The 22,746-nt window shown below is 34.2% G+C and carries 16 protein-coding genes, 1 tRNA gene and 6 pseudogenes; 10 read left to right on the top strand and 13 right to left on the bottom strand.

Translation table 11 applies throughout. From position 1 onward, the window contains the following. Positions 1 to 91: 91 nt before the first annotated feature. Positions 92 to 646: a hypothetical protein gene (locus wVul_RS05960; RefSeq protein ID WP_238580456.1), complete on the bottom strand. Its 555-nt coding sequence runs from the start codon at positions 644 to 646 to the stop codon at positions 92 to 94. Between the two features lie 175 nt (positions 647 to 821). Beyond that, positions 822 to 897 (bottom strand) — tRNA-His (locus tag wVul_RS05955). 139 nt (positions 898 to 1,036) lie between these two features. On the opposite strand from wVul_RS05955, the gene murJ reads away from it, so the two are divergent. Both murJ and wVul_RS05945 read left to right on the top strand, forming a co-directional pair. Continuing rightward, a complete protein-coding gene (gene murJ / locus wVul_RS05950) occupies positions 1,037 to 2,524 on the top strand; it encodes a murein biosynthesis integral membrane protein MurJ (RefSeq protein WP_047759559.1) in 1,488 nt (495 codons plus the stop codon). Between the two features lie 131 nt (positions 2,525 to 2,655). After that, a complete protein-coding gene (locus tag wVul_RS05945; protein ID WP_047759558.1) occupies positions 2,656 to 5,190 on the top strand; it encodes an AsmA family protein in 2,535 nt (844 codons plus the stop codon). Positions 5,191 to 5,609: 419 nt separating this feature from the next. On the opposite strand, the gene wVul_RS05940 is transcribed toward wVul_RS05945, so the two are convergent. From wVul_RS05940 to wVul_RS05920, 6 genes and pseudogenes are all read right to left on the bottom strand, one after another. Continuing rightward, complete coding sequence (locus wVul_RS05940) at positions 5,610 to 6,152, bottom strand: ankyrin repeat domain-containing protein (protein ID WP_047759557.1); 543 nt, start codon at positions 6,150 to 6,152, stop codon at positions 5,610 to 5,612. A 61-nt stretch (positions 6,153 to 6,213) separates the two neighbouring features. Beyond that, positions 6,214 to 6,383: pseudogene (locus wVul_RS08985) on the bottom strand (phage portal protein); the annotation flags it as partial. A gap of 83 nt (positions 6,384 to 6,466) precedes the next feature. Then, positions 6,467 to 7,555 carry an ankyrin repeat domain-containing protein gene (locus tag wVul_RS08980; protein ID WP_153295633.1) on the bottom strand — a complete coding sequence of 363 codons (1,089 nt, stop codon included), beginning with the start codon at positions 7,553 to 7,555 and terminating at the stop codon, positions 6,467 to 6,469. Positions 7,556 to 7,634: 79 nt separating this feature from the next. Beyond that, positions 7,635 to 8,810, bottom strand: coding sequence for a phage portal protein (locus wVul_RS05930; RefSeq protein ID WP_047759556.1), 1,176 nt, complete (start codon positions 8,808 to 8,810; stop codon positions 7,635 to 7,637). 355 nt (positions 8,811 to 9,165) lie between these two features. Next, entirely contained in the window at positions 9,166 to 9,480 is a 315-nt protein-coding gene (locus wVul_RS05925; RefSeq protein ID WP_238580428.1) for a hypothetical protein, read from the bottom strand. 43 nt (positions 9,481 to 9,523) lie between these two features. Further along, positions 9,524 to 10,699, bottom strand: coding sequence for a hypothetical protein (locus wVul_RS05920; RefSeq protein ID WP_179943863.1), 1,176 nt, complete (start codon positions 10,697 to 10,699; stop codon positions 9,524 to 9,526). Positions 10,700 to 10,925: 226 nt separating this feature from the next. On the opposite strand from wVul_RS05920, the gene lipB reads away from it, so the two are divergent. From lipB to recJ, 3 genes are all read left to right on the top strand, one after another. Next, entirely contained in the window at positions 10,926 to 11,543 is a 618-nt protein-coding gene (gene lipB / locus wVul_RS05915) for a lipoyl(octanoyl) transferase LipB (RefSeq protein WP_047759554.1), read from the top strand. Continuing rightward, positions 11,543 to 12,517 carry an LD-carboxypeptidase gene (locus tag wVul_RS05910; RefSeq protein WP_047759553.1) on the top strand — a complete coding sequence of 325 codons (975 nt, stop codon included), beginning with the start codon at positions 11,543 to 11,545 and terminating at the stop codon, positions 12,515 to 12,517. Before lipB ends, wVul_RS05910 begins: the two co-directional genes overlap by 1 nt. 458 nt (positions 12,518 to 12,975) lie before the next feature. Further along, complete coding sequence (recJ, locus tag wVul_RS05905) at positions 12,976 to 14,715, top strand: single-stranded-DNA-specific exonuclease RecJ (protein WP_047759552.1); 1,740 nt, start codon at positions 12,976 to 12,978, stop codon at positions 14,713 to 14,715. 53 nt (positions 14,716 to 14,768) lie between these two features. On the opposite strand, the gene wVul_RS05900 is transcribed toward recJ, so the two are convergent. Continuing rightward, the gene (locus tag wVul_RS05900; RefSeq protein ID WP_047759551.1) at positions 14,769 to 15,002 is read right to left on the bottom strand and encodes a hypothetical protein; all 234 of its coding nucleotides are present in this window, start codon (positions 15,000 to 15,002) and stop codon (positions 14,769 to 14,771) included. A 112-nt stretch (positions 15,003 to 15,114) separates the two neighbouring features. Between wVul_RS05900 and wVul_RS09935 the strand changes: the two are divergent. After that, positions 15,115 to 15,447: pseudogene (locus tag wVul_RS09935) on the top strand (IS5/IS1182 family transposase); the annotation flags it as partial. Between the two features lie 19 nt (positions 15,448 to 15,466). Here wVul_RS09935 and wVul_RS08975 read toward each other — a convergent pair. Next, positions 15,467 to 16,460, bottom strand: a pseudogene (locus tag wVul_RS08975) (IS630 family transposase). 84 nt (positions 16,461 to 16,544) lie between these two features. Between wVul_RS08975 and wVul_RS09930 the strand changes: the two are divergent. Beyond that, positions 16,545 to 16,880, top strand: a pseudogene (locus wVul_RS09930) (IS5/IS1182 family transposase); the annotation flags it as partial. 751 nt (positions 16,881 to 17,631) lie between these two features. On the opposite strand, the gene tldD reads toward wVul_RS09930, so the two are convergent. The 3 genes and pseudogenes from tldD to wVul_RS10560 all read right to left on the bottom strand — a co-directional run. Then, entirely contained in the window at positions 17,632 to 19,050 is a 1,419-nt protein-coding gene (gene tldD, locus wVul_RS05885) for a metalloprotease TldD (protein WP_047759549.1), read from the bottom strand. Positions 19,051 to 19,323: 273 nt separating this feature from the next. Beyond that, positions 19,324 to 19,467: a hypothetical protein gene (locus wVul_RS08970; RefSeq protein ID WP_153295631.1), complete on the bottom strand. Its 144-nt coding sequence runs from the start codon at positions 19,465 to 19,467 to the stop codon at positions 19,324 to 19,326. Positions 19,468 to 19,549: 82 nt separating this feature from the next. Continuing rightward, positions 19,550 to 19,946, bottom strand: a pseudogene (locus tag wVul_RS10560) (transposase); the annotation flags it as partial. Between the two features lie 463 nt (positions 19,947 to 20,409). Between wVul_RS10560 and wVul_RS09570 the strand changes: the two are divergent. The 3 genes and pseudogenes from wVul_RS09570 (at position 20,410) to wVul_RS05870 (ending at position 22,681) form a co-directional block, all read left to right on the top strand. Further along, on the top strand, positions 20,410 to 20,982 hold the full coding sequence (locus wVul_RS09570) for an IS110 family transposase (RefSeq protein ID WP_202966465.1): 573 nt from the start codon (positions 20,410 to 20,412) through the stop codon (positions 20,980 to 20,982). A 268-nt stretch (positions 20,983 to 21,250) separates the two neighbouring features. Further along, positions 21,251 to 21,649: a hypothetical protein gene (locus wVul_RS09565; RefSeq protein ID WP_202966466.1), complete on the top strand. Its 399-nt coding sequence runs from the start codon at positions 21,251 to 21,253 to the stop codon at positions 21,647 to 21,649. Between the two features lie 43 nt (positions 21,650 to 21,692). Next, positions 21,693 to 22,681, top strand: a pseudogene (locus wVul_RS05870) (IS110 family RNA-guided transposase). Positions 22,682 to 22,746: the final 65 nt, after the last annotated feature.

Raw genomic sequence — 22,746 nt, 5'->3', positions numbered from 1 at the left:
AGTAACTCCTACTCTATAATATTCCAACTATTAGTAATTGATGTCAAATTTTACAGATTCCAGTATTGCACACTACTCTTACTTGATCAGCTTAAACTGCCGTCTCTTTTGCAGAAAAAACTTCTTCAACTATAGGAGAGGTAATACTTTTATTCACTTCTTCTTCCGGAAAGGTAATACATTTATCCACTTCTTCTTCCTGAGATATTTTTACATATGTAGAATCTATAATCGAAATTGCACCTGCTACAGATGTAATTGCTGTTTCATCTGCACAACGCGCTATAGCTACAGTTGCAAAAAACCCTAAAATCGGTGCTATCAGTGCTATCATTCCATTTATTAATGTAAATCCTATTATTAGATTAGGAAAAACAGCAGCTATGCCTGCAGTAAGTATAATTCCAATTATAGCACTTGCAGATATAGTAATACTCAAAAGAATTGCTGCTTTTTCATGATTTTCCCCAATAGGATCTCTTTTGCAAAGTTTGTATAGCAAACATCCTATGTGAAGAATCGCAAGCAATACTGGAGCCGTAGAACCAGCAATTCCACCCATGGCTAAAGGTGATGAAGTATCAAAACTCAACCACCAAGCTAATACTCCTAGTACTGACACTATACTATAAACTAGCAAACACACATACATACAATCCCCTCACTAATTAACAAATGCCATTTTTACTCTAAATCACAAACTACCCCCTTCACTCTCAGCCATCTAAGCAGCACATTGGAGTAACAAAAAATGCTAACGGCAAATAATGGCTTTGCAAAAATAGAGAATGTTTATGTTTCTGTAAAGTGGAAAATTTTAGTGGGGCGAGCGACCAGGATTGAACTGGCGACATTCAGTACCACAAACTGACGCTCTACCAACTGAGCTACGCCCGCCAAGATATAAAATTTCTAACATATAAGCGCAAATAGTCAATTGATTATTTAACCTATCCCCTTTTTTGGAGGGTTTTAAGTCAATAAATATTTTCATTTATGCTTTTACCATTATAGTTAATCGTATTGACACTGTGGTATGTTTAAAAGTATTTTCACATTTAGTTTTTTTACGGCTATTTCAAGAATCTCAGGGTTAATAAGGGATGTATTGATTGCTACGGTTATTGGTGCAACTTCTCTTGCAGACATGTTCTTTTCTTCGTTTCGTTTTGCCAATCTATTTCGAGCATTTTTTGCAGAGGGAGCATTCACTACCTCATTTATACCATTATACTCTGCAGAATCATATGATGATAAAAAGGCATTTAATTTCGCAAGTAGTGTAATATCCATGACGTTTATTATCCTAGTAATTTTTTGCCTTATCATGCAAACTTTTTCCCCTTATATGATCCAAATTTTTGCTCCTGGATTTGACAAAAACAAATTTACCCTCACTTTAACTTTATCAAGAATTATGATGCCCTACATAATCTTTGTCTCAATTGCATCACTTATTGGCGGAATGCTGCAAGTAAAACAACGTTTTGCTTCAACAGCTATTGCACCAATTATTTTGAATCTCTGTTTAATCATCAGTTTGTTTTTACCTTACATTGAAACACCTGCTCATAACCTTTCTATAGCTGTCCTGATCGGAGGGATTTTACAGCTAGTTCTGATACTGTTTAGTGCATACAAATTAAAGGCTTTCTTTTCTTTTAGCCTGGCATTAAGTAATGAAGTGAAGTTATTTTTTAAGCGTGTGATACCTGCAATTATTAACAATTGTGTAACACAGATAAGTGTATGGATTGACACAATCATGGCAAGTTTTATACCAAGTGCAGTGTCCTATATATATTATGCCGATAGACTAAATCAACTACCGCAAGGAGTAATTGGTACTGCAATTGGCACAGTGCTTCTTCCATTAATTTCAAAACAAGTAAATGATATTGAAAACATAGTAAAAATACAGAACAAAGCTCTCAATATAGGATTAATGTTAATTATGCCAATAACTGCTGCTTTTATCATTATTCCTGATATAATTTTACTTACGCTTTTTTCTTACGGTCAATTTGATTATCATGCAGTGCAGCAAACTGTTCCTACATTAGTAGCATTTTCTCTTTCTTTACCTGCATTTATTATAAACAAAGTACTGCTGCCCACATTTTTTGCTAGGGGAAATCTAAAAATACCAACTATATTTTCGCTAATATGTCTTGGAATCAATATAGTGTTAAACCTTTTGTTGATGAATAAGTATCAGCATATAGGAATTGCTATTGCTACTTCCATTTCCACTTGGATAAATTCCATCTTATTAATTAATTATTTAATAATAAATAAAATGTATAAGATTAGCCAAGTGTTATTACTAAATATTGTAAAAATTCTCGTTGCAACATTGGTTATGTCAATAGTTCTTTATCTCTCTAATTACTTATCAGTAGGGTTATTTTTCCTGACTCGTATTGTTTATTTAGTAACTTTAATAGCTTTGAGTGTTATTGTTTATTTTAGTACTCTCTATTTAATGTTTAGAGGAAATTTGAATAATTTGAAATATGTATAAACTAGATCTTTTGCTAAAGGAACAGCAAACGGTGTCATCCCAGTGCGTGACACTGGGATGACAGGATTGGATGACAAAAATAGGCGCTGAGATGACAAGACGAGAAGGAATGCTGGAATGAGAGGTCTATTATGAAACTTTCTTTATACGCCATATTATCAATCTCTTTAGTATTAGTCCTTCTTCATGTTGCCGCAGCTTTTAAGGATTGGAGTGGCTACAGGGAATATATAATAAAAGAGTTAGAGAAGAAGTATGATGCGAAAGTACATATTGCAGGAAAAGTTGAAGTTTCACTCATTACTCCAAAACTCACTATTTATAATATATATATACAATACAATAAAAATAAGGAGCAAAAGTTATCAGACTTAATTAGTGCAAAAAAAATTGAAATAAGGCCATCGTTCCTATCGTTGTTTTTATTTTCATTGCAACCAAAGTCAATTACATTGCTTGGTATGAAAAGCAATAAAGAAAATTTAATTAACATCATAAATGCAAAAGCCAGTGATAACATAGTCGATATAGTAATAAAAGACAGCAAAATAAGTTTTAATAATAATTCTGCTGATACTGTTAACATACAAGAGGTTGCTGTAAAAAAAAATAAGCAGTTTTTTGGTAAAGTAAAGATTGGTAATAACAATTATGATTTTTCAGGAAAGGTTAATATAACAAAAAAGGATGTACACATTAGTGTTGATTCAAATTTTGCAAATTTGCTATTCACAGGTAATAAAAATCAAGAAGAGCTCCAGGGTAATTTAACACTAATGATTAACAATAGCTCTGATTCTGTAAGCAACTTAGCAAAAATCATTAATCTTAGCTTCCTTTCTTATGCGATTCCCAGCGAAAATATTAAGATATCATCCAATATCAGTCTCAATGAAAGTGAGTTTATGGCAACTGATTTAAAAATTGATTCCAAAAGCATGCAGGCCAGCGGTACAATACAAAACGATAGAAAAAGCGATTACACTAATTTCAATATTAGCTTCAGTAAAGTTGACTTAGATTCCATACAAAATGATTCACAAAGAACAACGAACATGAAAGACCTTCTGGAATGTTTTAGAGCAGTTGTGCCAAAGAACTTGAGCTTAAATTTTAATATGGAAGCTTCTAACATTCAATATCAAAACAAAATATTGGACAAATTTCATGCTACGCTAAAATTTGCTGATAGCGAAATAAAAGTTAATACGCTTCTTCAATTTCCTGGAAACAATAACATATCTCGCTTATTAGGGAAAGTTTCAAATAATGGCAACTTGTCTGAATTTAATGGTGATTTATTGATAAAGGGCGAGTCATTCATCTCACATTTTTTCCCTTCTATAAAAACAAAAGAAGATGAGAAAAATCAATTTACACTAAGTTCTAAATTGCACCTTGCACCAAGAATATTATCCATTTCAGAAATTAGATTAACAAATGATGAGGAATTTTTAGAAGGATCAATCAATGTAAATCACACGAAGAAACACAATGTGATTGGTGGTAAGTTTAGTATACGCAATCTCAATGTAGATAAATATAATTATTCATTATTCAGTAACTTATCTAATGTGCAATGGCTGAGCAACCTGAAGTATGATGTAAATATAAGAACTAGTGTTAAAGATTCTATATTAAATGATACAAAAATCGAAGATTTGTATTTCCTGTTAATGATAGAAAAGGGTAAGCTAGCTGCAGATGAAATAAAGATATCTGGAGAAGATTTTGACATTACCGGCAGTGCGAAAATATTAGTGGATCAAAAATACACTAAGCCTTTGCTAGATGTAAACCTTACAGGCAATAAATTTAATGGAAATATCTTTAAATTACCGAGTTTAGCAGAGGTAAAAAGAAACTCAAGAAATGAAATAAATCAAATTCAATGGTCAACAAAGCAGCTTGATTTCTTGGGTGATAAAGAAGGCTTTGACGCAAATGTGCAAATCAAAACTGTAGAATTTAAAACTGGGCAGAACGTCTTGAAAGATTTTAATTTGGACACAGTGATAAGAAACAACACTATCACTATCAGGCAGGTAGGTTACGTACTAGGAGACGGGCAAGTGTTTTTTCAGGGTTATTTAAGATTAGATTCAATGTATGCAAAATTTTCCATTTCCAATTTGGACACTAAAAAGATTGGTAAGGTTATAGGAATTGACAATGTAGATGGTCAGATAAGCTTAAGTGGTGAAATCAAAACTCAAGGAAAAAGCTTTCATGATTGGGCGAGTAATTTATCAGGAGATGTAAACTTACAAGCACAGAAAATAGAGTTTATCAATGTAGATTTTAATTCATTTATTGCTAATTTATTAAGTAGTAAAAACAAATCTGAAATCTCCACACTTGCTCATACTGATATATATAAAGGCAGTACGCTCTTTAAAAATATTATTGGAGAAGCAAGTATTAAAAGTGGTGTATGTTCAACTAATTCACAGTTTTATATCGATCAAGCATCAGGTTCTATTTCTTCTAATTTAATCTTATCTAACTTCTCCTTAGCTTCTATATTCAGACTCTTTTTCAGACTACCAAACCATAATAGTCCTCTTTATATCGAGGCACACTTAGATGGCCCTATTTGGCGTCCTAAGATGAGTTTTGATGTAGATCAAATTTTCACCACTTTAATTGACAAGAAAAATAATTAATCGTATCTGTTCAGATGCATGTGAAACCAGTGCTTCTTTTCTTGTCATCTCAGTGCTTCCTTTTCTTGTCATCCCAGCGCCCTCTGTGGTGTCATCCCAGTGCTTGACACTGGGATCTAGCTTTCATGCAGTCCCGATTAAAACGACATGCTTGAACATAAGGTTGACTACTTGTACACTTACCAGCCTATCAAAGTTCTTGGATCCCAGTGTCAAGCACTGGGATGACAAGAAAAGAGGGCATTGGCATGACATCTTCCTACAGCTGTGCGTCAAGCACTGACCATTTATTCCTATGTTTTTTGTCTATCTTATCTTGCTACTCTGCTGAACGGATACATTCATTTAGCTACATGATTTAGAAGGCAGTAAACTTCATCTACCCTCAAGTTGATTTGTGTTTAATTGTAATAGTTTAATTAATAATAATACTGACTAATTGCTTGTCTTTCCAGTTCTTCAATGCTTATGTCGCTACAGCTTGTGCTTGGACTCTCTGTATCTTCAAGCAACAACTGCGTTATCTCCGTGTGGCCTTTGAGAACAGATGAATGTAAAACAGTAACGCTAGAATTATTCACTATATCAACATTTGCTCCGTTTTTAAGCAATAATTTTACCATATTTACATGGCCTGCCTGAACAGCATGACATAAAGGAGTAAAACCATAATTGTCCACTGCATTAACATTTGCTCCGTTTTTAAGCAATAATTTCATTTCCTCTAAACGATTGCCGCAAGCAGCATAATGTAAAGGAGTAAAACCATAATTGTCCACTGCATTAACATTTGCTCCGTTTTTAAGCAATAATTTCATTTCCTCTAAACGATTGCCGCAAGCAGCATAATGTAAAGGAGTATCACCATTAAGATCTGCTGCATTAACATTCGCTTTGCGTCTCGATGACAATTCTATATGAGGAAGAGTAAAATTTACTGAATTTTCTTGTTCTTGATACATAAACTACCTCCAATTTATTACAGCTTAGAATAAATACCTACACTATACTTAGCAATAAATATCAACTCAACTTATCACCATCCTGCAGCGGTGGCAAGCCAAATGCTTCCCTTTTTTCATTAAGCGTCATGAAGTTTGCGTTTTCCACATCTTTTGCCTTTTTTCCATGAGAATTTCTATCGCGTCTTTGTCGTATGACAAGCACAAGTCCTCACCAAATTTTGGTGTCAGTCAAGTTAGTACTGGCAGAACTTTTCATAAAATTTTTCATTAAATATACATAGGCCCAGCTGGGCCTATGTATATTACTCTAATTAATGAGCCTGACCAATTGCTGGAAGCCATTCAATGTTTGAACTGTTAAGATTTTTTCTTGGTGTGTTATTTTTAACCACTTCTGAAACAGCTGCATGTAATTCCAGTCTTGGAATGTGCAATGTTACAGTATCTTTAAAGTTAACAAAATCAATCAAAGATCTTTTAGGATTCCCAAGATTTGTTTCAAATCTATCTCTGTTTTCTCCTAGAAAAGTTTTTATTTTATTAGGCGTATCATCCTTATCTATGTAATAATCCAATTGTGGCAGAGCATCAATTAATGGCTTACAGTTACGCAAAAAAATCTCTTTTTCTACTTGATTAGCTTTATTGATTAAAACACCAGCATATTCTGGATATTGTTTTTGCAAGTCTTCTTGATTAATAAGACTACTATGTACACTTTTATTTCTTCTCCACATATCAACTAGATTATCAATGTTGCTTTCTCTTAAAAAGTCATATAGTGGCTTATTTTCCTTTTCAATCTTTTTGACTTCTCTCTGACAATTTTGCAAATGTTGTGAATAATTATCACGCCTCTCGTTTGAAGTGTTTATAAATTTGCTTTTGAACTGTAAATTCTCTTCACTTACATATAAACCAACGGTTTCTAACTTTGCTATGTGATTTACTATTAGCTCAGTGATGTCCATCTGACCTATAGTATCATATTCGGAAGTAACTCCTGTAGCATCTGCCCCATTTTCAATCAGGAGCTTTACCATTTCTCTTTCGCCATGGATGATAGCAAGGCGTAAAGCAGTATTTCTATCTTCATCTACTTCATCAACACTTGCTCCGTTTTTAATTAATAGCTTTGCTATTTCTCTTTCGCCGTATATAACAGCAGAACATAAAATAGTTTTTCCATCCCGACCTACTGCATTAATATTTGCTCTGCTTCTAATCAATAGATTCACCATTTCTTTTGTACTATTCATAACAGCAAAATACAAAATAGTATCTCCATTTTCATCTACTGCATTAACATCTGCTCCAGTTTTTATCAACCTCCTAGCTTCGTCTATCTTATTAAATAGAACAGCGCCATAAAGCTGCTTATTTAATTCTATTTGTTGCATAATTTATCTCCATTTTATTAATATAATTAAGCATAAGTATAAATACTTAATTAATATATTAATTATTTACTAATAAATGTCAAGCTTTTAATATATCGTCTGGCAGCGGTGGCAAGCCAAATGCTTCCCTTTTTTCATTAAGCGTCATGAAGTTTGCGTTTTCCACGTATTTCCACATCTTTTGCCTTTTTTCCATGAGAATTTCTATCGCGTCTTTGTCGTACGACAAGCACAAGTCCTCACCAAATTTTGGTGTCAACCAAGAGTTTAGGTGACAGACAATGTTTTCCAGTGTCGGTAAAACCGTCTGCTCCCAAAGAGAAAGACGTGCTTCGACTAAATTACTGTAAGTATTATCACCGGGTATGCCAAGCAACTGTGGTGGAACGCCAAAAGCTAGCGCAATATCGCGAGCTGAGCTGTGTTTTGACTCAATAAAATCCATGTCCCTCGGTGATAAGCTCATTTCCTTCCACTCTAAACCTCCTTCAAGCAATATAGGTCTTCCAGCGTTGACAGGACCTGAATAATGATCGTTTATCTGTGCTTTCAAGCGTTGGTACTGCTCTTGACTTAAGTTTCCACCGCTTCCATCCTTTTCTGATTTCACAACTATTGCACCGCTTGGTCTTGCACCATTTTGCAGCATTGCCTGATTCCAAGCACCCGCCTGATTATGCTGATCTATACTATATGCAGCCGCCTCAATTGGTGACAGTCCATACCAATCACTCAAGGGGTTAAAGGTTTTAAGATGCAGTACTGTTGAACGCCCAGTCAATTTATCAACTTTAAAGTCATAACTGTTGTTATTTACGGTATAACGATAGATATAAGGAATGTTATTTCTCCCTGGAACAATTTCAACCCTATCGGGGCGCAGAAGATAAAGCTCTGTTGGTTTGTTTTGCAGCTCAATCATCAATATATAAGAATTGCCGTTAACTAATCGATAAGTTACAATCCCCTCAATAAATTCCGATTTTGATGTCATTGGATTAGGAGAATAAAGCAACTTCAGTAATGGATGTGCTTTTAGTTGCGATTTTCCCTGGTCAGTGAGCTGGCAGAGAGTAAAAGGTACCGAAGATGCAGCACTTGCAATCATATTAATTGCTCGAAAGGCAATAACATTTTTTATGTAACCTTCCTCAGCAAAACTTACATAATCACGCCTACTCCAACTTGGTTCCATCATTAGTTGCAAAGCAGAGTATTCACTGCTTTTCTTTTTTTGAAAAATGTTAAAATTCATATGTGCCTCCTGAAAAATTGAATTTAAGGTAGAATTAATTTGGGATGTTAGAGTAGCTGACACTAGGATCTAGGAAAATAGAATCAACACACAAAGCTACTTATTTCGAAAACAGTATGTTAAACTAACTTTGCCTCGAACACAAAGCCAGCGCGTAACCAGAAAAAAAGAAGAATGGATCCCAGTGTCTGAGCACTGGGATGACATCGAAGTGCTACTTGGGTGACAAAGAGAAGGCACTAGGATGACACCGTAAAGGCCAGCTACCTAAATGATAAGAGAAAACATTACATTAATAAAGAAATATAATTAAAGAATACTTATGCCTCCAAGGTAGGCATAAGTATCGCTTCTGTTAACAAAGCTGAGGCTCTCTTTGGAATTCCTCAACTTTTGGGTTGTTAATTTTGCTATTGCAGCTATTTAATGCATAAGAAGTATAAAGACAAATGCCTGTCACTATTCCAACAAGCATGCACATTCCTGTTACCGCTGCAGCTACAGTAAAAGCTGTGCCTAAAGTTCCACTTGTAAATATAGCTGCTATTAACGTTGGAACAAATAGACAGAATGAAGGTTTGGTTATGTAGCTATGAATCTTGTCAGCTCTATCAAAATTTTTCCACAGTTCAGCAAGATCTTTCAATGGACCAGTAAGATTTCTTGCCATTTTAACCTGGGTTTCTAAGTTTTGCTTAAAGTAATCACTCAAACTAACATTTGGAGAGTTGTGAGTAGGAGTTAAAAAAAAAAAAAAATAACTCCTGTGCTTTAAACTCCCCATTCATGCACTTAAAATTCCTAACATTAAGTCCGGGTCCAATATACTTAAGGTCAAACTGCATATTAGGATTCAATATATGATTTAAACTATTTGCCTTTTTATCTATTAAAGCTTCGAACTTTTCTTTATTCTGATCATAATAGTCAATAAAATCTTTTAACTCTTTTGATAGCTTTTCTAGATCTATTTTTATGCCATATATTCTCAGTTGGAACAGAGTATTAAAAAAGTTTTGTAAATAATCCTTGGTATTACTAAAGCTGAAATACAATGATCTACCGTGATCAATTTTTGCCCAGAGTTTTTCTGTTACTTTTTCACCTTTTGCATCCTCATACTCTTTTTCTATTACACCAAAATTTCCTGGTCGTATATCACTCTCTCCAAGCAATATTTGTGCAGCTAATATTTTCTCAAAACCTTTTGCATCTTGGTAATTTTTACCTTTTTCCTTAGGATCCATTAATGTTATAAACTTATCCAAAAACTTTGATCTCAGATGAAGCTTATCCTGGCTTTTCTCTTGCTCAATGCATTCTTTAGATTGATCTTGAAACTTATATTCCCCTTTCTCATATTTCTCGTGGCTTTCACTACTCTGTGCCTCGTTCTTTACAAATCTTTTTTCTGGCAAATCGTTATTTGTTACCAATTCAACAATTGGAGCTCTGTCATATAAAAACAGCTTATATAAATCACCAGCAACATATTCCCTGATAAAATCAGCAATATTTAAGTCGTCATAACATATACTGCTTTCTACCTGCTGCCATAATAGATCAATAAGCTTGTTTATCACAAAGTCTGGCAAATAAGGAGCTTCCAATTTTGCAGCTTTTCTTGATCCTTCGTAAAAGGATTTTTTGAATTGTTCTAGTCTAGACTGTTTTTCCTTTTTTGTAAGTGTGTGGTTCAGAACAGATTTAATCATGAAAGTAGCTTTATCGCTTTCACCATACTGATGCTCTGCTTGAAACCCTGAGCTGCAGCCTACTTCCTTCTCCCCTACTTTCTTAAACTCGCTCATAGGCTGCAGTGTTCTATCATGGAAATGTTTTTCAAGAAGTTGAGTTTTTTGTTTAAACTCTGTACTTATATTTGGCATAATTACCCCCTAGCTAAAAATATAAATGTTAAATATTTATTAATGATGTTAGCATATCTAGCAACATATGTCAAATTCTTCATCATTAGGCGATAGCTTCCCTTTTTTGTTACAAAGCCCTATATAGCTTTATATGGAACGCTTTAAAAGCTCACCAAAAGCCTAAACTTGCTTGAAAATCAAGTTACTTATTGAGTAGTATAGAACTTAATAAAAGAAATTGAATATGGCAGAATGGCTAATATCTAACCAACTTGTTGATTATAACCATGCTATAAAATTAATGGAAGCAAAAATTCAACAAATTCACAATAATTTATCTGATGAGCTAGTATGGCTACTTCAGCACCCTTCACTTTACACAGCAGGAATCGGTGCAACAGATAATGATATTGTTGAAAAATTGTTTCCTGTCCATAAAACAGGCAGAGGTGGTAAATATACATATCACGGGCCAGGGCAGCACATTATATACTTAATGCTAAACCTCAAAAAAAGAAACAAATGTGACATAAAACTATATATCAGAGACCTAAGTAATTGGATCATAAATGTTTTAAAACACTTTAATATACTTGGGGAATTTAAGGAAGATAGAATAGGCATTTGGGTGAACAACAACGGAGTAGAAGAAAAAATAGCAGCTTTTGGCATTCGCTTGAGAAAATGGGTAACTTATCACGGCGTAGCGCTTAATGTCTCTCCGAATCTTTCCCACTATAAGGGTATTATTCCTTGTGGACTGAAAGATTACGGCGTTACATCAATGGAAAAACTAGGAGTAAAAGTTTCTCTTTGCGAATTAGATGATATATTAAAACAAGAGTTTCATAAGATATTTTAATGTATTCTTCTATTCTTTATTTTCTATGCCTTTTACTCACTAATCCTGCAAATCAAGTTGATATTATCGCTCCTTCTTCGAAGGGAAAAGAATCAGATTTGCCTACTATAAAAGAATACGTAAAAACTTTGGATTTTAATCCCCATATTTCGGAGAAAATATACAGTAACGACAATCCATTTTATTCCAACTCTGACGAATTTAGAGCAAATGATCTGATTAGTGCTCTAACCGATGATAGTAAAATAATCTGGTGTATTAGAGGAGGAGAAGGAGCTTCTCGGCTGATTCCTTATCTAGAAAGATTACCCAATGATAAAAAAGAAAGAATTGCTCAAAATAAAAATAAGAAAATTCTTATAGGCTATAGTGATATCACTGCTTTACATATTTATCTGCAAGTTAAATATGACTGGCAAACTCTTCACGGCACCATGTTAGAAATGATAGTAAATAACTCCGTTTCTGAAAGTTCTGTTGAAAAATTGAAAGAGTTAATTCTTAAGCAATGCGACTCTATAAGATTTGATAACCTAAAGATGATAAATAATGGAATTAGACTAAAAAATGGCAGATTAGAGTCTAAAATCATCGGTGGTAATATGACTTTAGTCGAAAACAGTATAGGAACTGCTTGGCAAATAAATGCAAAAGACAAAATTCTATTTTTAGAAGACATAAGAGTTTATCCATATTCAATTGAGCGCAGTTTAGATCACCTAAAACAAGCTCATATTTTTGATGGAGTACATGCAGTAATATTCGGTGACTTTGTTAATTGTTATAATGATAATCTTGTTGAAGTTGTAAAAGAAAGGTTTGCAAAAAGTGTTAACTTTCCTGTATTTACAATGAAAGGAGTAGGACATGGACATACAAATGACCCTTTACCTCTCAACACTTACACTACCATCAGCATGCAAGACGAGAAAGAAGGTTTGTTCTTTATGGATTTCACCACAGTGGAAAAGTAGCCTCTTTCTTTTATCATTCCAGATTCTTGCAAACAAAATACTATAGAATTAAAGAATTACTACACACTAAAAAGGGCATGTGTCAATTACGCTTAGACAAACTAGTGTGAAAGATAAGCTAAATTTTTTAATATAAAAAATATCTTACAATGGAAAAGCATAACGGATTGCATTATACATAAAACATAATCTAATTTTAAACCACTTAAGAAAGAACTCCTACGTTACACTACCTAGTCATGATCAACATCTCCGATTAAAAAAATACTATAATAGGGATAAGTTAAAAATATAATAATAGTGTTTCTAATTGCTTTGTCTTTGCATTAAAAAGCCAATTTTCAGTGTCAGCTACTTTCATGACATCCTCCTGTATCTTTTTTCTAGGTTATACAGAAGTCTAACACAATTATAGAATAAGCTTAAAAGTTCTGATACAGTATTTATTTACAAAGAATATGCTACTCGACATTGAAAAACGCAGCATAACAAATGCACTGTGGGAGTTACAAGAAGCAGATCAAAGGGAAATTTTAACTCTTATACAGAGATTTGAGTTACCAGAAATATTAGCAAGAATATTAGTTAGTCGTGGTGTTAACATAAAAAATGCACATGACTTCTTACATCCACTAATCAGATCGCTATTACCAGATCCCTTTCACCTCCTTGATATGGATAAAGCTGTTTCTCGCATAATAAAAGCAATAAACAATAATGAAAATATTGCAATATTTGGTGACTATGATGTTGATGGTGCAACATCATCAGCATTGATTAATAGGTACCTAAGAGCGATTGAGACACGCTCTATAATCTATATTCCAGATCGTGTTGATGAGGGCTATGGATTAAACACAGATGCTTTATTACAACTTAAAAAGAAAGGAATTGATTTATGTATTTCTGTTGATTGCGGTACGCTTGCATATCAACCAATAGAAGATGCAAAGGTCTTTGGACTTGATATTATAGTTGTCGATCATCACCTTGGTATAGAAAAATTACCAAGTGCTGTAGCAGTTGTTAATCCCAACCGCCTTGATGAGAGCTCCCCTTATAACAACCTAGCAGCAGTTGGAGTGTCATTTCTGCTAATTGTTGCTCTTAATAGAAATTTACGTGAAGAAGGATTTTTTACCAACAAAAAAGAACCAGATTTATTTGATCTACTGGATCTTGTTGCACTTGGAACTGTCTGTGATGTTATGCAGATTACAGGCCTAAATAGGGCTTTTGTTTTACAAGGATTAAAAGTTATGTCAGCAAGAAAAAACGTTGGCTTACGTGTTTTGTTTGACGCTTTGGGAATCCTTGAAAAACCAAGTGTTTCACGGTTAGGGTTTAGTATTGGGCCATGCATAAATGCCGGAGGAAGAATTGGAGAAGCATCCCTTGGTGCAAGGTTGCTTTCCACCGATGATGAAGAAGAGGTGCATTTAATCACGCTAAAATTAATAGACTTAAATAATGCAAGGAAAATGTTAGAAAATGAGGCTCTCTTAGAAGCTACAACACAAGCGGAAAAATTTGCCCAATTAGGTGTAAATTTTATAATGGTAAGCGGCAATTGGCATCAAGGAATAATTGGTATAATTGCATCAAGGCTAAAGGAGCAGTTTCACCTACCAACGATAGTGATATCTTTAAACAATGGAATAGGAAAAGCAAGCTGCAGATCAATTTCTGGAGTAGATATTGGTGCTGCGGTTCTTTCTGCGAAATTTACCAACCTAATCATTGAAGGTGGTGGTCACAATATGGCAGCAGGATTTTCGATTAAGGAAGATAAAATAAGTGATCTACATGATTTCTTTACTGAAAGATTTGCAAACTCCACAAACGACAAAACCATCAAAGTTGATGGTATAGTAACAGCTAAAGCAATAAACTTATCCCTGTGGAATCAACTGCAGCGCTTAGAGCCATTTGGTGTTGGCAACCCCGAACCGAGATTCATCATTCAAGGAGCAAAGATAAGGAGGCCTGAAGTTGTAGGAGTTGACCATGTAAAATGTTTTATTGCTGACGACAATATTATGGTAAAAGCTATTGCGTTTCGCTCTGCAAATACTAAGCTTGGCTCTGCTATTATGCAGGGTAATGTTAAAGCCATTTTGGGTAAAATCTCTATGAATTATTGGAATGGCAATGAATTTGTGCAGTTTTTAATAGAAGATGTGTTGAGTATCAGTTGATTTTACACTCAAAGAACCAATAATAGCAATTATTAGTTCTTTAAGCAGTACTGTTAAAGTATATCTACTAATGATGTGAGACTGTGTACTATATCCATGGAGGAATCACACTTTGTGTACTGTACATCTTGACTATCTATCCATTCTTTAAACTCTTCTGGATTTTTGTTGTCAATATCCCATATTTTGTTAAATATATCATGCCATTTTACATTATCTCCTAACATAAAATATTCAGAAATATCATCAATTATCTCAGGATGCTTTTCTCCTAAAAATTTAAACATAAGACCTGCAGCAAAAGAGGAGAAATGGTTATATAAAGAGCAAGAAAAAGTGAGGTAAAATGAGCTTAATAATCTAAAAGAACATCCGAGGAATTTTCGAGATGTAACAGGTCTGACAATAGAAGAATTCCAAAAGGTTGTCGAAACCAGAGTGGGAAAAGGTTGAAAAACAGAAGAAATGCCATGGAAGAACGTCAAAATTGCCTGTATTGGAAGGCAAAATCTTCTGTATAATTCTGTATTATTGAACTTATATAACACACCGATTCTTGAGTAACTTGCATAACTCAAACATTTGCCGATTACTCAAGAAAATGGAACCACTTTTGGCTAAAAAAATCTCAATAAAAAAGGACAGGCCAGAAAGAATTTTGAAGATATTAGCAGATGTAACCAATACAACGGCCAAAAGATAGGAAAATTGTCTTATTCTGGAAAGAAAAGAGTAATACCAAAATCCATTACTAAGCGAACAAATAAGAAACATTACAAACTCGTTTAATAGTAGTGCTGGAAATATTGACAATAAAATTACACAAAACATCTTCAAGTAAACCTATGGTATCGTAGATACTATTGCGTAAAGTATTGTATTTGATATATTGCCACAACCTTTCAACAGGATTTAGTTCCGGTGAATAAGGAGGCAAGTATATAATGGTAATGTTTTCCTGAATTTTCAAACTTTTTGATCTATGCCAACTTGCACAATCCATTACAAGAAAGGCTTCTTTCGTGCCTAAATCTTTCGACATCTGCTCCAGAAATATATTCATACAATCAGTGTTTACATATGGAGCAAGTAGGCTAATTTTCTTACCACTTCTTGGATTTACCGCACTGTAGATATAGAAATTTTGTCTACCAATTTTCATTTTAACCTGCGTTCTGAACCCTTTTTTAAACTATCCGTGTCCGATTTTTGAATGAGTTCCAAATCGTGATTCATCAAAAAAACACCTCCTTTTTAGGGTGGGAATTGACTATTTTATTGAAGTATCTTTTAAACTCTTCTTGCTTATTTTTATCTTGTTTATGGTGCATTGGCCTCGGTGTTATGTAAATCCTTTGTATCTCACGGTGCACTGTTGATTTGCTGATGTTTAGGCCAAATTCCTCTGAGATTTTTATTTGCACTTCCTTAATAGTAATATTTGGATTTCTTTCTACCCATATTTCAATTTGCTCACGTTGATTTTTGTTTAATTTGCTTTTTCTTCGCCGCTGAGACGGGGCAAATAATTTTTCTACTCTACCAAATTTTAGATGCTTTATCCATTCAGTCAAAGCAGTCCTTGAAATTTTACATATTCTTGCCACAGCGCTTATACTACTTTCTTTTCCTGCTATCACCGCTTGTAACTTTTTTGAAACATATGCGTTATTTCTGACCTTTTTTAACATTTCTTTCGCCAAATTTACAACTTTTTCGTCTAATAGTTTTGATCTTAATGCCATTTAAACCTCGCTATTTCACTTACTTTAGTATGACTTCTTTCCCATTATTATCTATCTGTTCTTTGTATAGCGGGAATTGGTATAAACACAATGAAAACGGAAATTGTTATAAGAGAAGATGGGCAAATTCTATCAGTGTCACACAGAGCACGATTTTAAGATACGAAAACAGGAAAAAATGTTGCCAAAAGAGAATATAAAGTATGCAGATTCTGGGGTGGCAAAAATTGCAGAGTAACGTCGTAATTCCACATAAAAGGTATCGGGCTGACGGATGATCAACAATCGGAAGCTGGCATCATTTAGGTGGAGCATAAAATCCGTGAAATTAAGATTTTATGTCGCATACCTATCGCAATTTTCAGAAGAAATACAACATGAATAATTGATGGTCTGGTAAACCTCAGACATGAGTTTTAATTGATCGCCTAACTCATGCTGAAATTAGTTGCATAACGTTTCGCAGTGGGTCTTATGAGAAATTTGTTGAGGTTATTTGATAGGCAAGTTATTTTATTCATCGTTACTTCTCTCACTAAAAACATATCTGTGAGAACTTATTATTCTATCTCCTCATATCTTTTTCCTTAACTTGACGCGTATGATAGGCTGAACGGTATTGACCTAAATGGTTCTAATGCAATTGATAGTTTCTCCTTTTACAATACCTGCTTTATGTTATCTTCTAACCAATCTAACAAATATTTCTTAAAATAACTTTACCCCAAATCTATCTTTTATCCTACTCAGTGATGAATGATTTAGTACTTTATCTTCAAGACTGAATCTGCAAAACTACCTATATTCTACATTAAAGTGGATCTCTCTACATAACTGACGATTTGACCATATTCCATATAGATGGCAAATAATTTGCATCCTAAAATTCTCTATTTCTTCCTTTTTCAACAGCCTGTCCTACCTAATACGAGTTGTAGTAATTGAAACAGTGCATCCATAAGCTTTGCTCAATTAAAGGCTTCTTGCTTTTTTTAGGAATTTTCTGAAAATTACCCTATTGAATTCCATGGTATTATTTTTTGTAACATTATTACACACGTTATGATAAGGAAGTTGAAGAAATTTGTTAAGTAGTTTTTATGAGCTACTTGAATAACGGCTACAATGTTTATACAATTGTGCGTCATGTGCTGGAATTCGTTTTAGCCATCTATATCTTAGTTCCACCAACAGTTATTGCGTCGACTTTGAGTGTTGGTTGACCAACTCCAACGGGCACATTTTGTCCATCTTTTGAGCATGTGCCAACACCAGGATCTAACTTTAGATCATTACCAACCATAGATACTTTTTTCAACACTGTTGGACCGTCACCAATTAGTGTTGCTCCTTTTACTGGCTGTGTAATTTTGCCATTTTCTATTAGGTAAGCTTCCGAAGATGAAAAAACAAATTTTCCTGACGTTATATCAACTTGCCCACCATCGAAATTTACTGCATATAGACCTTTCTTTACGCTAGATATTATTTCCTCCGGTGTATGTTTTCCAGGCAGCATATAGGTGTTTGTCATGCGCGGCATAATAACTTCTTTATAACTTTCTCTTCTACCATTACCGGTTGGATTTACACCCATGAGTTTAGCGTTCATATGATCCTGCATGTATCCTTTGAGGATCCCATCCTCTATCAATATATTATAACTGGGTGGAGTGCCTTCGTCGTCTACGCTGATAGAGCCACGCAAATTAGGCAGAGTTCCGTCATCAACTACTGTAATGTCACTAGCTGCTACTTGTTTACCCATAGAATTTGAAAATGCTGAGACTCCCTTACGATTAAAATCGCCTTCAAGTCCATGACCTATAGCTTCATGTAATAATACCCCTGGCCAACCAGAACCTAGAACAACCGTCATTTCTCCGGCTGGAGTTGGAGTTGCTTCAAGATTTACCAGTGCTTGTTCTAACGCTTGGTTTGCAACTTCTTTCCACTTTTTCTCAGAAATAAACTTACTATAAGAATCCCTTCCACCGTGTCCTGCGGAGCCTCTCTCGGTTCGACCATCTTTCTCTACGATGACTAACACATTAAAACGTACCAGAGGCCTGATATCGCTTAATCTGTGATCACCCTTTATTATTTGTACGACTTGCCATTCTCCATTTAGAGTTATTTTTACTTGCTTCACGCAGTTATTCTTGGACCTTACATATTCATTAACCTCATTGAGTAGTTTAATCTTTGAGCTTAGATCCATTTCATTTATGGGGTTAATCTTTGAATACATGCCTTTTTTCCCCTCATTTAAGTTTATTGAATTTATTTTGTTTAAAGATACTGAGCTTTTCACTATAGAGGCAGCATTACTAATTTCCTTTTCACTAATTTCAGAAGAGCAAACAAAAGATGTACTATCCTCACAAAAGGACCTTAAACCAAACCCCTTTCTGATATTCAAATCCATGTGTTTCAATATGTTATCATCAAAAACCAGGGACTCTGACTGGCAAAGCTCTAAAAATAGTTCACCACCATCACTATTGCTCAAAGCATTATTGACTATTTTATACACGTTATTAATATTAACATTGTTTTGAGCAAAAAATATTTGATCTAGATTTGGCATTACCTTTGAACTAAAAATTGTTTAAGTATATTATTTAATTTTAACATAGTAAATCACAAAAAGCCCGTTAGGCTTTATTGCATATCTAGTGAAGTTTTTTCCTGAACAAATAATTTCATGTTACTATTTCGAACTCAGCCATACCAAAAATTTGTTCATTAAGTAGCATTTAATAAGTAGTTCCTTCTCCCTATTTATCTCAGATTTATTTTTTAAACTAAACCCAAATGTCTCTTTTAACCTATAAAAAAAGCATTCAGTATAGACCATATTTTACTTCCTCTTCCATCTTTCTTTACCTTTTTCATAGCTTTCACATGATTTTATTACACTAATGTTGCTATTTCTCTCTGATAGCTTTCTCATAGACTCTTGCGTGTTTTCTTGCAGCTTGCATTGTTTATATATACTTACCATATCATAAGCTGAAGAACAGGTAAAATATTTTGTTTATTGCCTATTTTATTCAACATTAGGCATGCCGGTAGCTGTACATGCATATCACTTTTTTACTGTTTATGTTTAAAATAACATGTGACTTTCTATATATTTTCTTACATTCTCCTTATTATGGTTATAGCTATAATACTAATTCTAGTGCTATCTATTGCAATTTCAATATTATTTTTATCAACTCTGCAGTCATTGATTTTTATGTTAAGCTTTTTAAATCTTCTAGAAGCTTGTGTATAGCTGATGACCTTGAGATCTTTACCCATTTATAACCTTTTATAAAACCAACTGCTTGCAATTCTAAAAAGATATGTGTATCAAAACCACAACTTTATCACTATAGATGTACCTGCCACTTTTGGATTATTCTCATACCAGTTTCCAATCGCTTCATTAATGAAACGAAAAATATTTCCTCTTGTATCTTGTAAAAAGCATCTAATGTTTTAAGCTTAAGCATTAGGTGGAGGAGGGAAGAACTCTGTTTCTCCTCTTAGATATAAAATCTGTAAGAAAGATAAGAGTTCCCTCCTCAAAAGTATAGGCTGGACGGTATCGTAGAAAGACCTAAATGGCTCTAATTCTGTATCCACAAGGTTAGCATCGGACAGATATAAAACCTGTCAAACCAGAAAGAAACTCCTATTTTCTACTTTTTTGAATATAATTTTACGGAGAAGCGCTTCTGCAGTTATAGCCGAGTAGGCAATGGTGCCTTAGTGCCCGTAGGTTAGCATGGTTTTGGAAAGAAAACCACTGATGGAGTCTTTGAGACTACCTCGATTAGAAGAGCGTATAATTCAACCGTTCCAAGCTGAAGTGCTTTTCAATTATTATATGATGGAGGTTAGAAATGGCAAAAACAAAAAGTAAATTAGAGGTCTGATGCGGCAGGAATAGATATCTGTGCATTATGTATGTGTACCAGAAGGAAGAGATAAACAGAATATACAAAAATTCTGCTGCTTCACAGAAGATCTTTATAACTTAGCAAAGTGGTTAAAGAGGTGCAAAGTTACTACAATAGCCATGGAATCAACAGGAGTGTATTGGATCCCCTTGTTTCAAGTACTTGAATCATATGGATTTGAAGTAAAATTAGTAAACGCAAAATATGTTAAGAATGTGCCTGGAAGAAAATCTGATGATTGCCAGTGGTTACAACAACTGCATAGCTATGGACTGCATTTAGACCAGATAATCAAATTTGTGTATTACGCAGGACAACGAGATAACCTAATAAAAAGTGCAGCAGCACACATTCAACGTATGCAAAAAGCGTTAATTCAAATGAACATTCAATTGCATAAGGTGATAAGCGATATAACAGGAGTTACTGGCATACAAATTATTAAAGCAATACTTGAGGGTGAAAGAAATCCAGAAAAATTAGCTGAATTAAGAGATGGACGAATAAAAAATGATAAATCTACCATTGCAAAAGCATTAACTATAGAGAGGAACACCTGTTTACACTAAAACAAGAGTTTGAGCTATACAATATTTATCAGGAAAAAATAGCAGAATGTGATAGAAGTATTGAAGGATATTATAAAACATTTGAGACAAAGTCAGGTGGGAACAAGCTATGTAATAAAATAAAGCGTAAGTCTACAAAACATAGGCCAAATTTTGCTATACACGAAGAACTGCATAGAATTACAGGTAGGGATTTCACAAAAGTTCCAGGACTTGATGTAGTAACCATACAAACAATAATTTCAGAAACTGGCATAAACCCTAATAGATGGCGGACAGAAAAACACTTTTCATCGTGGTTAGCCCTGCCAATAAAATTACAGGAGAAAAAGTGTTTAGCACAAGAACGCGTAAAGTCATTAATCGTGCTGCAAATGCATTTCGAATAGCTGCTCACTGTGTATCAAGAAGCAACAGCGGAATAGGTGCGTACTGTAGAAGAATAAAGAGACGACTAGGTGCACCAAAAGCAATCACGGCTACCGCAAGAAAACTAGCATGCATTTTTTATAGTATGCTAAAGTATGGGCAAGAATATGTTGAAAAAGGAATGAACTATTATGAAACACGTTACAAAGAGAGAGTTAAAAAAAACTTGATCAAAAAAGCACAGGAATTTGGCTACATCTTAGTTCAAAAAGATGAACTGGTTGAGGGAGTTTCTTAGAAGCCTTACTTTTCGTTTTAAATGGTAATGTATGGGGTTATATATGATCAACAACTTTCTTGGAATTGATGTATCAAAAGATCGCTTTGATGTTTTTCTTTCATTCATAAGTAAAAAAGAAAAGCGTGAAACTAGGAAAAGGAGCTTTAAGAACGATGATCTTGGGTTTCAAGGTCTGCTGAGTTTTCTACAAAAGCATAATGTGGAAGAAGTAAAGGCATGCATGTGGTTGTTATAGCGAAGCTTTGGCTGAATTTCTGCACAATGCTGGACATTTTGTTAGTGTTGTAAATCCTTATTGTATTAAATCTTATACAAGGAGTAAGCTCGTAAGACAAAAGAATGATCAGACTGATGCAGAAATTATTGCTGATTATTGCCAAAGACAGGAACCAACTCGTTGGACACCACCTTCTTCTGAAATGAAAAAATTAAAACATCTTTATCGTTGCTCAGTTGCGTTAAAAGAATTAGTAAATAACCACCTAGAAAAAAAAGAGAGACTGCCTAAAGAAGTTGCAAATGCTTGGGAGGATCTTGCAACGAATATAGTTAAAAAAATAGAAATAATAAAAAACTCCATACGCAAACTATTAAAGCAGCACAAAGAATTGTTGGAAAATTTTCAGCTTCTATTGACTATTCCAGGAATAGGAGAGGAATCAGCAATAGCTATTTTAGCTGAAATCCCTGACATAAAAGCTTTTAGAGATGCCAGGCAATTGGCAGCATATACAGGAGTTATACCGAAAAATATAACATCAGGTTCATCTGTACATTCTAAACCAAGATTAAGTAAATCAGGTTCACAAACATTACGTAAGGCCCTTTTCTTTCCTGCCATAGTAGCCAAGAATCACAATCCTATCATTGTGAGTTTTTGCCAAAGACTAAAGAAAAAGGGTAAGCATAATATGGCAATTGTGGGAGCGTAAGCTACTCCATATCATTTTCGGTATCCTGACATCCAAAAGTGCTTTTGATCCAAATCATATCAAGAATTACAGAACTAGGATGTTGACTGTAGTTTAAAATCAAAAAATGCTTCCAATCCATTCAACATATTCACTAACTGTAATCTGTGTACTGTTACACAA

The organism is Wolbachia endosymbiont of Armadillidium vulgare str. wVulC (assembly GCF_001027565.1).
In the GTDB taxonomy this organism is placed as follows: Bacteria; Pseudomonadota; Alphaproteobacteria; order Rickettsiales; family Anaplasmataceae; genus Wolbachia.
Note: the sequence above shows the minus strand (reverse complement) of the source record. Positions and strands in the feature narration are given on the sequence as shown.

Coding starts and splice junctions, on each gene's coding strand:
- murJ (WP_047759559.1), top strand. CDS start 1,037: ATGTTTAAAAGTATTTTCACATTTAGTTTTTTTACGGCTATTTCAAGA.
- wVul_RS05945 (WP_047759558.1), top strand. CDS start 2,656: ATGAAACTTTCTTTATACGCCATATTATCAATCTCTTTAGTATTAGTC.
- wVul_RS05940 (WP_047759557.1), bottom strand. CDS start 6,152: ATGTATCAAGAACAAGAAAATTCAGTAAATTTTACTCTTCCTCATATA.
- wVul_RS08980 (WP_153295633.1), bottom strand. CDS start 7,555: ATGCAACAAATAGAATTAAATAAGCAGCTTTATGGCGCTGTTCTATTT.
- wVul_RS05930 (WP_047759556.1), bottom strand. CDS start 8,810: ATGAATTTTAACATTTTTCAAAAAAAGAAAAGCAGTGAATACTCTGCT.
- wVul_RS05925 (WP_238580428.1), bottom strand. CDS start 9,480: ATGGCAAGAAATCTTACTGGTCCATTGAAAGATCTTGCTGAACTGTGG.
- wVul_RS05920 (WP_179943863.1), bottom strand. CDS start 10,699: ATGCCAAATATAAGTACAGAGTTTAAACAAAAAACTCAACTTCTTGAA.
- lipB (WP_047759554.1), top strand. CDS start 10,926: ATGGCAGAATGGCTAATATCTAACCAACTTGTTGATTATAACCATGCT.
- wVul_RS05910 (WP_047759553.1), top strand. CDS start 11,543: ATGTATTCTTCTATTCTTTATTTTCTATGCCTTTTACTCACTAATCCT.
- recJ (WP_047759552.1), top strand. CDS start 12,976: ATGCTACTCGACATTGAAAAACGCAGCATAACAAATGCACTGTGGGAG.
- wVul_RS05900 (WP_047759551.1), bottom strand. CDS start 15,002: ATGTTTAAATTTTTAGGAGAAAAGCATCCTGAGATAATTGATGATATT.
- tldD (WP_047759549.1), bottom strand. CDS start 19,050: ATGCCAAATCTAGATCAAATATTTTTTGCTCAAAACAATGTTAATATT.
- wVul_RS08970 (WP_153295631.1), bottom strand. CDS start 19,467: ATGGTAAGTATATATAAACAATGCAAGCTGCAAGAAAACACGCAAGAG.
- wVul_RS09565 (WP_202966466.1), top strand. CDS start 21,251: ATGGCGGACAGAAAAACACTTTTCATCGTGGTTAGCCCTGCCAATAAA.